Below are 11,315 nucleotides of genomic sequence, written 5' to 3'. Positions count from 1 at the left end.
AAACTAATAGCAAGAGGTGGTCTGATTGCTCTTCTTCGGCGGCGACTACAACCCGGAGCAGTGGCCGGAGGAGGTGTGGGCGGAGGACGTCGCGCTGATGCGGCAGGCCGGGGTGAACATCGCCACGGTCGGCGTCTTCGCCTGGTCCGACCTCGAACCGGAGCCGGGTCGCTACGAGTTCGGCTGGCTCGACCGGGTGCTCGACCTGCTCCACGCGGGCGGGATCCGGGTCGCGCTGGCCACTCCGACCGCGTCGCCGCCGCCCTGGTTCAGCCTCGCCCACCCGGAGGCGCTGCCGGTCACCGCCGACGGGGTGCGACTCACCCACGGCAGCCGGGACACCTACTGCGTGTCGGCGCCCGCCTACCGCGCCGCGGCCCGGGACATCGCCGGTCGCCTGGCCCAGCGGTACGCCCACCACCCGGCGCTGGCCATGTGGCACGTGCACAACGAGTACGGCACCGATTGCCGCTGCGACGCCACGGCCACCGCGTTCCGGCTGTGGCTGCAGAAGAAGCACGGCGACCTGAGCGTCCTCAACGAGGCGTGGACCACGTCGTTCTGGAGCCAGCGCTATTCCGACTGGGCACAGATCACCCCGCCGCGCGCCACCCAGTACATGCCGAACCCGGCGCACGTGCTCGACTTCCGCCGGTTCCTCTCCGACGAACTGCTGGACGGTTTCATCGAGCAGCGTGACCTGCTGCGCGCGGCCAACCCGGACGTGCCCGTCACCACCAACTTCGTGCAGGGCGGCTGGGTCAGTGTCGACCACGCGCGCTGGGCCGAGGAGGTCGACATCGTCGCCGTCGACCACTACCCGGACGACGCGGGCACCGGCGCCGAGGAGCAGACCGCGTTCGCCGCCGACCTGGCCCGCGGCTGGGGCGGCGGATCGTGGCTGCTGATGGAGACCGGGCCGAACCTGATCTACACCGCCGGGCGGATGCACTCCAAGGAACCGGGACGGCTCACCCGGCACAGCCTCGGGTACGTGGCACGGGGCTCCGGCGGGGCGATGTACTTCCAGTGGCGGCAGCCGCGCGGCGGGGCCGAACTGTTCCACTCGGCGCTCGTGCCGCACGCGGGACCGGACACCCCGGTCTTCCGGGAGGCGATCGCGCTTGGCCGTACCCTCCGGAATCTGGAAGTGACCGAAACCGAACAGCCCACCGCGAGTGTCGCGGTGACCTGGGACGCGCCCTCGTGGTGGGCCCTGCAGGGGCCCGGTCTGCCCGCCGGGGACATCGACTACCTGGCCGCCGTGCGGCAGGCGCATCGCGCGCTGTACCGGGCCAAGCTGCAGGCTGATTTCGTCTTCCCCGGCGTCTCCACCGACCTCGGCGACTACCGGATGATCGTCATGCCGCACCTCTATCTCGTCTCCGACGAGGCGGCCGCGGCCTTCCGGGACTACGTCGCCGCCGGCGGGACGCTCGTGGTCACCTACCTGAGCGGCATCGCCGAACCGGACAGCCGGATCCGGCTGGGTGGTTACCCGGGTGCGTTCCGCGAGGTCCTGGGGATGCGGGTGGTCGAATGGCACCCGCAGGCACCGGAAACCGTGATCAACCTGTCCGCCGCCTCCTCCGCCGGCACCGCTCTCACTGCCGAACGTTGGATCGAACGGGTCGAGACCGCCGGGGCCGAGACGATCAGCCTGTACGCCGACGGGCCGCTGGCCGGAGCGCCGGCGATCACCCGCAACCGGTACGGCGCCGGCACCGCCTGGTACCTCTCCACCGCATTGACCGACGACTCGCTCCAGGCGCTGCTGCATCAGGTGGCGGTCGATGCCGGTATCGAGCCGGTGCTGCCCGATCTGCCGTCCGATGTGGAGGCGGTCCGTCGTGGTGACCTGCTGTTCCTCTTCAACCACGGCACCGAGCCGGCCACCGTGGGTGACCTCCTCCTGCCGCCGGGCGGGACGCGGATCCGGTCAGCTCATGTGGAAGGCGCGCCGGTAGGCCGAGGGTGACGTGCGCATCGACTGCGCGAAATGGTGCCGGAAGGTGACCGGGCTCTCGAACCCGACCGCGGCCGCCACCTCCTCGATCGGTGTGCCGGTCGTCTCCAGCAGGGCCAGGCTGGCGTGCACCCGCTGGCTGATCAGCCAGCGGATCGGCGTCGTCCCGGTCGCGCGGGAGAAATGCCGTAGGTAGGTGCGCTCGGACATGTGCGCCCGCCGGGCCAGGATCTCCACCGAGATCGGCGTGGCCAGGTTGCCGAGCGCCCACTCCATGCTGCGCGACAGTCTGTCGTCGGCCGGGTCGTCGGGCATCGGCGCCTCGATGAACTGGGCCTGGCCGCCGTCCCGGTGCGGCTGCACGACCAGGCGGCGGGCCACCAGGTTCGCCGCCTTCGGGCCGTGGTCTCGGCGGATCACGTGTAGGCACAGATCCAGGCCGGCCGCGCTGCCGGCGCTGGTCAGCACGTCGCCGAGATCGATGTAGAGGACGTCGGCGTCGACCGCGACAGCCGGGTGGCGGCGGCGCAGGATCTCCGCGTACCGCCAATGGGTGGTGGCCCGGCGCCCGTCCAGGAGACCGGCGCCGGCCAGCGCGAACGCGCCCGAGCAGATGGACATGATCCGCGCGCCCCGGGCGTGGGCCGCCCTGATCGCCGCCACCAGCTCCGGTGACGGGCCGACCCGCATGTCCGGGACCCCGGGAACGATCAGCGTGTCGGCGGCCGCGAAGGTGTCCAGCCCGTGCTCGGTGTGCAGGGTCGCGCCACCGACCAGCCGGACCGGCCCGGGCGTCTCGGCGCAGATGGTCAGCTCATACCAGGGGAAGTCGAACTCGGGCCGGGGCAGCCCGAACACCTCGGTGACGATGCCCGTCTCGAAGACCGACATCCCCTGATAGGCGAGAACCGCCACGGTATGCATGGCGGGATCTTAGCGGCCGGTGTCGTCACCGCCACTGGGCTCGACGCCGGCGGAACGGCACGATCAACGTCATGACCAGCGCGATCGAACACTTCAGCAACCGGCTCCGCTTCGAGACCGACGTCAGCGACGTCCACCACGACCTGCACGCGGGCACGCCCGGCCTGGTGGTCGTCGACTCCCGCGGCACCGAGGCCTGGGACCAGGGCCACCTGCCCGGCGCGATCCACCTGCCGACCCGGGAGATCGCCGCCCGGGCCGCCGCGCTCGTGCCGGTCGGCAGCTCGGTGGTCACCTACTGTTGGGGACCCGGTTGCAACGGCGCGACGCGGGCCGCGCTGGAGTTCGCGAAGCTCGGCTACCAGGTCAAGGAGATGATCGGCGGGTACGAGTACTGGGTGCGCGAGGGCTTCGCCGTCCAGGACCTGACGGGTGAGTGGTCGCGCCCGGCCGACGACCTGACCGCCCCGGCCGGTGCCGCCTGCGGCTGTTAACCGAGGAGCGCGTCCAGCCAGGGGTTGCGGAAAGCGCCGGTGGGGTCGAAACGGGTGACCAGCGCGGCGAAGTCGGTGAACCGGGGATAGGCGGCCCGCAACTCGGACGGGGCGGTCGTGAAGACCTTGCCCCAATGTGGACGGGCGCCCAGGGGCGTCAACGCCTTCTCCAGGTCGGCGACCACCGGGAGCACGGCGTCGGTGTCGGCGATCCAGGTGAAGTGCAGGGCCAGACTGTCCCGCTCGTGGTGGGGGCTCAGCCACAGGTCGTCGGCGGCGATCGTCCGGATCTCGCACACCTGCAGCACCGCGGCGACCCGGTCGCGGAGGCCGGAGACCGCCTCGATCGCGGAGAGCGCCGCCGAACGTGGCAGATGCCACTCGGACTGCAACTCCGCACCACTGCTCGGCGTGAACTCCATCCGGAAATGCGGCAGCCTGGTATGCCACGGGCCGGGCACCCCGCCCTGCTCGGTGCAGTTCTCCGTGGGCATGCCGGGCACCGGGTGCCGTGGACCGTCGGCCGGGCGGGCGCCGAAGAAGTCGCCCGCCATCGGTTCGGCCCGCTTGAGCCACACCTGGTCGATGCCGGGACCGGCCCAACGGGTGAAGAGGCTGGCGCTGTAACCCGACGACAGGATCTCGTCGAGGTGCTCGTGCAGGGCCGCCTCGGGCAGGTCGTCGTAGACGTACTGACGTAGCTCGAAAGCGGGACCGACATCGAGCGTGAGGGCGGTGACCACACCGAGCGCACCGAGGCCGACGACCGCGCCGGCCAGCTCGGGATCCGACCGGTCGAGCACCGTCACCGAACCGTCGGCCCGCAGGATCTCCAGGCCGGAGACGGCGGTGGCCAGGTTGCCGTTACGGACGCCGGAGCCGTGGGTGGCGGTGGCGACCGCCCCGGCCACCGAGATGTGCGGGAGTGAGGCCATGTTGTGCACGGCCAGTCCCGCGGAGGCCAGGTGAGCGGCCAACTCGCCATACCGCATACCGCCGTCGATCTTGACCGTGGCCCGATCGGCGGCGATCTCGACGGTGCGCGGCTGGCCGGCCAAGGAGACCAGGTCGCCGTCGGTGTCGGCGAGACGGTTGAACGAATGGCCACTGCCCAGCACCCGCAGGCGCTCCGAACCGGTGACCACCTCGCGCAACTCGTCGAGGGTGCGCGGACGGTATAGCCGCCGTGCGTCGAACTCGATGTTCCCCGCCCAGTTGGTCAGACGCTCCGGCATTGCTACACCCTACGTGTATTGCCTGTTCACGGCCACGGCGTGGGGGATCCGGGTTATCGTCGGGCGACCCGTGGGACGAGCGATGGGGGAACACCGATGGCGTCGATCGTGGTCGCCGAGGACGACACCGACATCGCGCAGCTGCTCTCCACGGTGCTGAGCAACGCCGGGCACACCGTGCGTACCGCGCCGACCGGCGCCGACGCGCTCGACATGGTCAACGAGGTCGGCCCGGACCTGGTCATCCTGGACCATCACATGCCCGGCATGAGCGGACTGGACGTGGCCGGCCGACTGCGCGGCGACGCCGCGACCGCGGCCATCCCGCTGATCATGCTGTCCGCTGCGGCGCCGGCCGCGGCCCGCGGGCTGTGCGATGTGACGATCTCGAAACCGGTGCGCCCCAAACACGTGGTGGACGCGACAAACGAGTTGCTGGCCGCCCACGGTGGCCGGCATCACGATGCCGCCGACCAGTTGGTCGACGTGGAACGCCTGCTCGCGGTCTCCGACTATCTGACCCGACCGGCCCACGCCGACGCTCTGGACGCCTTCGCCGCGAGACTGACCGAGCTGACCGGGGTGCCGGCGGCGGCGATCACGCTGGTGCTCAACGACAGCGTGGTGGTGGCCGGGTCGCACGGCATGCCGCGCTGGGTGCGCGAGGCCGGCGGGGTGCCCGTCGAGTGGTCGCCGGACACCATCGTGGTGTCCGAGGACGTGCCGGTCCTGATCGGCGACAGCGCGGCCGACGAGGAGTACGCCGGCTCGCCGCTCTTCTCGGTCAGCGGGGTGCGTTCCTACGCGAGTGTGCCGCTCAACTCGACCGAGGGGCACGTGGTCGGCACCCTCTGCGTGATGGACGAGAAGCCCGGGACCTGCACCGAGGACACCGTGCAGATCCTGCACTCTCAGCGTGCGCAGGCGCTGGTCCTGTTGGCCCGCGCCGGGTGATCCGTACCTTTGTGAGTATTTCTCCGATGTTACCGAAAGTTATCTTTGGCGACACCTTTCCCGAGTGATGACTGTGTGACAGTCTGTGGGCTTATGTCGCCGGAAGTGCGGGTAGCCGCTCCGTCTCACGTTTGGCGTGATCCAAATCGAGATGCTGTGCACGTTCTCTCGTAACGAAACCTGCGTCACAATCAGTCACGCCCATGGCGGTGGTGCGGGCAGTATGCAGCCTGGCGGAATCGCGAACGAGAGGAACGGCGCGAGATGGCGCAGATCCATCACTTCGAGTACGGGGCGTTGACCCCCACGGTCAGCTACATCCTCTCCGTGCTCGGGTCACTACTCGGACTCACCAGCGCTGTCCGGCTGCGGTCGGCGAAGACCGGCAGCGAGCGTTTCTGGTGGCTCACCCTGGCCGCGGTCGCCATCGGCGCGACCGGCATCTGGAGCATGCACTTCGTCGCCATGATGGGCTTCGACGTCGACGGCACCCCGATCCGGTACGACATCGGCCTGACCGTGGCCAGCGCGATCATCGCCCTGGTGTCGGTGGGCGTCGGCCTGTCCATCGCGCTCCTCGGGCGTACGGCCTCCAAGATCCGCATCCTGATCGGTGGCGTCCTGGCCGGCCTCGGTGTCGCGGCGATGCACTACACCGGGATGGCGGCGATGGAGCTGCGCGGCCAGATCCACTACGCCGGCCGTGAGGTGATCGCCTCGATCGCCATCGCCGTGGTCGCCGCGACGGTCGCCCTCTGGCTCACCCTGGTGGTCACCAAGCCGATCGCGATCTTCGCGTCCGCGTTGGTCATGGGCATCGCGGTGAACGGCATGCACTTCACCGGCATGCTGGCCATGTCGGTCGTCCCGGAGAGCCAGTTCGGCTCGGTCGAGGGCGCCACCGCGGCCGGTCTGCTCGTGCCGGTCGGTGCCGCGGTCGTCTTCGCGATCATCGGCATGGGTTACGCGCTGGTCTCCGCGCCCACCGAGGAGGATCGGGCCGCGGCCGAGTACCTCAAGGCCCGGATCGACCACCGGCACGCCCAGGGGGCCACTCCGACCCCGGAGCAGGTGCCGTTCGGTGGCCGGCCCGCCGGTCAGCAGCAGCCGCAGGGCCGCGCCGGTCGCACTACTCTCGGTGACGGATCGTGGACGTACCGGGACCGCGGTCGCCAGTAGTCACCACCCCGGGCCGATGGCGGCCTGCCGACTGTCTCCTTTTCATCAGCCGAATCGACAGCTGATCGATCCGCACGTCACCGCCCTGCGGAACTACCTTTGCAGGGCGGTTTCGGGAAACGTGAAAACGTGCGGAGAGCTGGGAGAACAGGCGTGGCGGTAGGCATTCTCGGTACCGGGTCGTACCTCCCCGAGCGAGTCGTGACCAACGTGGACCTGCTCGCTCTGGTGCCCGATGCGGACCCCGAATGGGTGTCCCGGAAGACGATGATCGAAGCCCGCCGGTTCGCCGCCCCGGACGAGGCGGCCTCCGACCTGGCGGCCCGCGCGGCACAGGCGGCGCTGCGGCGGGCGGGGGTGACGGCGGCCGAGATCGACTACATCATCGTGTCGACCTCGACCGGCGACTCCCCGCAGCCGCCGACCTCGAACCTGGTGCAGCACACGATCGGCGCCACCGGCGCGGCCTGCTTCGACGTCAACGCCGTCTGCGCCGGGTTCGTCTTCGCCCTCAGCGTCGCGAACGGCCTGGTCCAGGCCCGGCCGGACGCGCTCGTGCTGGTGATCGCGTCCGATGTGTACTCGCGGATCCTGGACTTCGGCGACCGGCGGACCGCTGTGCTCTTCGGTGACGGCGCCGGCGCCGCGGTCGTCGGCCGCGTCCCCGACGGCTACGGCATCATCGACCTCGAGCTGTCGTCCCGCGGCGACGCCAACGACCTGATCCACGTCAAGGCGGGTGGCAGCCGGCTCCCGGCCTCCCCGCAGACCGTCGCCGACGGGGACCACTACTTCCGGATGAACGGCCGTGGTGTCCGCGAGTTCGTGGCGACCGGGGTGCCGCCCGCCCTCGACGATCTGCTGCGGCGCAACGAGTTCAAGGCCGACGACGTCGACCACTTCGTCCCGCACCAGGCCAACGGCATCATGCTCCAGGAGCTGGTGGAGTCGGCCGGGCTCCAGGACGCACACACCCACCTGACGCTGCCCTGGTACGGCAACGTGGGCAGCGCCTCGCTCCCGGTCACCCTGGACGACGCCGCCCACAACGGCTCGCTGCGTGACGGCGAGCTGGTGCTGCTGGCCGGTTTCGGCGGCGGCATGTCCCTGGGGGCCTGCCTGCTCCGCTGGGGCCGAGGCTAGAAACAGGTCGGCCGGTTCGCAGAGCTGTCCCGGAGCGCCGGGGCAGCACTGAGAGCCGGCCGATTTTTCATTTGGGCTGGATCAGCCACTCCCAGGCGCGTTTCAGGCCGGTGGCCCGGTTCTCGGCCAGTTCGGCCGGGGTGTCGGCGCTCGGGGTGGGGAGCCGGTCGGCCGGTTCGGCGACGATCACGCCGTGCTCGAACAGGCCGTCCACCTGATCGCCGGCGGCGAACCGGTGCCCGTCGCCGGTCTTGATCAGGAGGCCGTGGAAGACGTTCGCCGGTTCGTCGGCGAGCACGTGGTCAACCGTGCCGACCTCGGCTCCGGAGCGGTCGTAGACGGCCGTGCCGTCCTTGAGGACGAGGTACGACACCTGGGCGCCGAGATCCTCTGGTGCGGTGTGCTGCGTCATGTCGTCGCATTACCCCGTCCCCGGGGTGATTCAGCCGAGCCCGCCAACATCATCTTTTCGACTTACGTGATGCAAGCGTTTTGCCCGGATTATCTTTTTCACACCGAAACGCCGTCGAAAATAATGGCGTACGGCGGAATCCCGCATAGTGTCCGCTTTGTCAAGCCGGTCGAAGGCGACCGGCGGACTCGCGTACGGCGCTGCTCTCGCCGCCCGTGTCGCGTAGCACCGGCCCGGGGTGGCCTGGACGGTCCGGGCGGTCCCGGACACGGCCGGCCGGGTGGCCCGAGCCACGGCGGTCCCGGCGTTCCGGGGCACGGTGGTGGGGGCCAGGGGCGCGAATGGGAGTGACGCCCGATCGGGAATTCCCGATCGGGCGTCACTTCGCATAGCCGTACCATTGCTGATCGATCTTTAATACATTTCAGCGACGCGCCATGATCAATCCGGCCGGGTCGGTGCAGACCAGTTCCAGTGCCCGGGCGACGAGCGCCGGGTGGTAGGTGCTGGCGTGGAACGTCGCCTCCAGGTGCAGGACACCGTTCATCTCGCTGGTGGTCAGCGTGATGCCCTCCGGGCCGTTGAGCGTCGGCACGCTCTGGTTCACCCGCCCGGCCGGCTCGACCGCCCACGGCAGGTCGCCGAGCACGTCGTGCCGGCCCTGGTTGCTGAAGGTGAGCCGGGGCCGGGCCTCGGCCGCGATCTCGGACGGGAACGGGTCGGGCATCCCGGGCGCGCCGGTCAGCAGGATCTTGCCCTCGCGCAGCAGCATCATGGTCAGGATCCGCCCGGTGGCCAGCTCCGCCTTCAGCGTCTTGTGGATGGCCACCGGGTCGGTCAGGCTCGGCGGCGTCAGGTACGGGCCCATGCAGAAGTTGCTGTCGATGCTGACGTCCCGGTCCAGGTAGCGACGGGCGTCAGCCAGGAACGTGCCGCCCCGCAGGTCCGGGTCGAGACCGAGTTCGATCAGCGCCGAGGTGAACGCCGCGAAGGTGATCGCCGAGGTGGTGACACCTGGTGCGTACTGGTCACGCCAGGTCCGCATCTGGCCGAGCACCTGGCTGGAGCGGGCCGTCGTCACGGTCAGGTTCGCCTGCCACGGGCGGGCCGGACCCTCCTCGGTGTGCGGCGGACGGGCGAAGCTCAGCCCCTCCTTCCACCGGGCGGGCTGCAGTCCGAACTGCTTCCACCAGGCCTTCAGCAGTGCGGTGCGGTGTCGCTTGGACGGCGCGATCCGGGCCGCGCGGCCCTCGTACGCCGCCTGAACCAGCTCGTGGACCAGCGTGTTGACCGGCCCGGCGTCGCCGTAGGCGTGCGACACCTTGAGCGCGAAGTATCCGCCGCCGACCAGGATCCGCACCGGGTGATCGGCCCGGGGTTCGGCCTGCAGCTGCCGGGTCATCGCGTCGAAGTCGACCGGACCGGGGCCGAGATCGGTGACCGCGTCCCACACCCAGCCGGCGAACGACGCCGCGTCCATGTGCTGCCACTTCGCGCCGGAGCGGTCCAGTCGGGAGACCGCGCGGTGGGTGGGGTCGGCGGCGTGCAGGCCGATCAGCGCGTTGCGGACCCGGGCCGCGTCGACCCCGGTCAGCGGGCCGACGGTGCGGATGTACTCCAACGGCAGCCAGGCGCGCTCGTGCAGGGTCAGGCTGGTGGTGGACATGACGTTGACTCCCTCTACTACCGCGGATTCGGCGACCGGCGCGAAGACGACCTTCAGCACCGTCGGGGCGACCAGCACCGTCTCGACGGCCATCACGACGGCCACCGCGGTGACCAGGTCGTTCAGATCGCCGTGGGTGCCGGCCCACCAGGCGGCCAGCAACTCGGCGATGCCCGCGAAGACCGAGAAGATCCCCGCGCCGCGCAGACGGTTCTGCACCCGGGAGATGGCCAGGAAGAAGTGGTGGAAGACGAACGGGACGTAGGTCAGCGACAGGATGGCGAGGGCCGCACCGGCCGACTTCGCGTAGCCCGCGCCGAACAGGCCCATGATCTGCTCGGACAGCAGGAACACCACGAGCGACGCCGGCAGGCCGCCACCGAGGCAGATCAGTAGGCCGACCCGGACCTTGCCGCGCAGCGCGCTCCGGTCACCGGCGGTCACCGCGAAGAGCGTCAGGGCCACGTTGCCCGGCACCATCGCCATGAACGACAGCACCATGAACGCGGTGTAGAAGGCCGCGTTGGCCTCCGCCGACAGGGTCGCCGTGACGATCAGCGGCAGCGCGGCCCGGGGCAGGTAGGTGGCCAGGTTCAGCAGGTTGTGGTCGAAGGTGGCCCGGCCACGACCGCGCATCAGGGCCGGCCGGGGCCGTAGCGAGTCGATCATGCCGCGGCGGCGCAGCACCCGGAACAGGATCGCGGTCGACGCGACGATGCCCGCCACCCAGGTCAGCAGGAGCACGGTGCCGGTCAGCGCCAGGCCCGGTACGACCGCGACCAGGCCGAGCAGCACCAGCTTGATCAGCGAGAACCAGGCGTTGCGCATCAGCTGGAGCGGGCCCTGCAGCAGGCCGACCATGGCCTCGTCGAGGACCAGCGTCATCGCGTTCAGGGCGATGCCGATCACCAGTAGGACGGTGCCGAGGCTGCCGCCGAGCGCGTCCTGGAGGCCGGGCGCCCACAGGTGGGCGGCCAGGACGTAGAACAGCCCGCCCGCGGTGGCCGCGGTGCCCGCGGTCAGCAGGCAGGTGGAGATCAGGTCCCATCTACCGCGGGCCACGGTCGGTAGTTCGGAGATGAGCATGGTGCCCATCCCGAACATGCCGATCGTGCCGATCAGCGTCATCGCCGACACCGCGGCCGATGCCTGGCCGACCGCGGCCTGCGGGGCCAGATGGGCCGCGACCCACCAGTAGGCGAACCCGAACGCGGACGTGACGAGGGTCGTCGCCATCAGCGAACCGGCGTTGAGGAAAAGGTCGACGTGGCCCTTGAGGGCCGTGAACATGCCGTGCCGTGCGTGCCGTGGCAAGGCTTCGGTTGCCGTCACGCTGAATCCC

9 protein-coding genes are annotated in these 11,315 nt (G+C 70.3%); 5 read left to right on the top strand and 4 right to left on the bottom strand.

Annotated features, from left to right (window positions below; all coding sequences use genetic code 11):
• Positions 1–25: 25 nt before the first annotated feature.
• Complete coding sequence (locus Q0Z83_RS38560) at positions 26–1,978, top strand: beta-galactosidase (protein WP_317788271.1); 1,953 nt, start codon at positions 26–28, stop codon at positions 1,976–1,978.
• Here the strand turns inward: Q0Z83_RS38560 and ftrA are convergent.
• Positions 1,940–2,890: a transcriptional regulator FtrA gene (gene ftrA / locus Q0Z83_RS38555; RefSeq protein ID WP_317788270.1), complete on the bottom strand. Its 951-nt coding sequence runs from the start codon at positions 2,888–2,890 to the stop codon at positions 1,940–1,942. The two genes, Q0Z83_RS38560 and ftrA, sit on opposite strands and share 39 nt — an antisense overlap.
• 71 nt (positions 2,891–2,961) lie before the next feature.
• Between ftrA and Q0Z83_RS38550 the strand changes: the two genes are divergently transcribed.
• The gene (locus Q0Z83_RS38550) at positions 2,962–3,384 is read left to right on the top strand and encodes a rhodanese-like domain-containing protein (RefSeq protein ID WP_317788269.1); all 423 of its coding nucleotides are present in this window, start codon (positions 2,962–2,964) and stop codon (positions 3,382–3,384) included.
• Here the strand turns inward: Q0Z83_RS38550 and Q0Z83_RS38545 are convergent.
• Positions 3,381–4,619 carry a D-arabinono-1,4-lactone oxidase gene (locus tag Q0Z83_RS38545; RefSeq protein WP_317788268.1) on the bottom strand — a complete coding sequence of 413 codons (1,239 nt, stop codon included), beginning with the start codon at positions 4,617–4,619 and terminating at the stop codon, positions 3,381–3,383. The genes Q0Z83_RS38550 and Q0Z83_RS38545 overlap by 4 nt on opposite strands.
• Before the next feature lie 96 nt (positions 4,620–4,715).
• On the opposite strand from Q0Z83_RS38545, the gene Q0Z83_RS38540 reads away from it, so the two are divergent.
• The 3 genes from Q0Z83_RS38540 (at position 4,716) to Q0Z83_RS38530 (ending at position 7,895) form a co-directional block, all read left to right on the top strand.
• Positions 4,716–5,573 carry a response regulator gene (locus Q0Z83_RS38540; protein ID WP_317788267.1) on the top strand — a complete coding sequence of 286 codons (858 nt, stop codon included), beginning with the start codon at positions 4,716–4,718 and terminating at the stop codon, positions 5,571–5,573.
• 264 nt (positions 5,574–5,837) lie between these two features.
• Entirely contained in the window at positions 5,838–6,752 is a 915-nt protein-coding gene (locus tag Q0Z83_RS38535; protein ID WP_317788265.1) for an MHYT domain-containing protein, read from the top strand.
• Positions 6,753–6,881: 129 nt separating this feature from the next.
• Complete coding sequence (locus Q0Z83_RS38530) at positions 6,882–7,895, top strand: 3-oxoacyl-ACP synthase III family protein (RefSeq protein WP_317788264.1); 1,014 nt, start codon at positions 6,882–6,884, stop codon at positions 7,893–7,895.
• A gap of 67 nt (positions 7,896–7,962) precedes the next feature.
• Here the strand turns inward: Q0Z83_RS38530 and Q0Z83_RS38525 are convergent, their stop codons facing one another.
• Both Q0Z83_RS38525 and Q0Z83_RS38520 read right to left on the bottom strand, forming a co-directional pair.
• Positions 7,963–8,307 carry a PRC-barrel domain-containing protein gene (locus Q0Z83_RS38525; RefSeq protein ID WP_317788263.1) on the bottom strand — a complete coding sequence of 115 codons (345 nt, stop codon included), beginning with the start codon at positions 8,305–8,307 and terminating at the stop codon, positions 7,963–7,965.
• A 424-nt stretch (positions 8,308–8,731) separates the two neighbouring features.
• Entirely contained in the window at positions 8,732–11,305 is a 2,574-nt protein-coding gene (locus tag Q0Z83_RS38520) for a lipopolysaccharide biosynthesis protein (protein WP_317788262.1), read from the bottom strand.
• Positions 11,306–11,315: the final 10 nt, after the last annotated feature.

This window comes from Actinoplanes sichuanensis (assembly GCF_033097365.1).
GTDB lineage: Bacteria > Actinomycetota > Actinomycetes > Mycobacteriales > Micromonosporaceae > Actinoplanes > Actinoplanes sichuanensis.
This window is presented reverse-complemented; position numbering and strand designations above follow the sequence as displayed.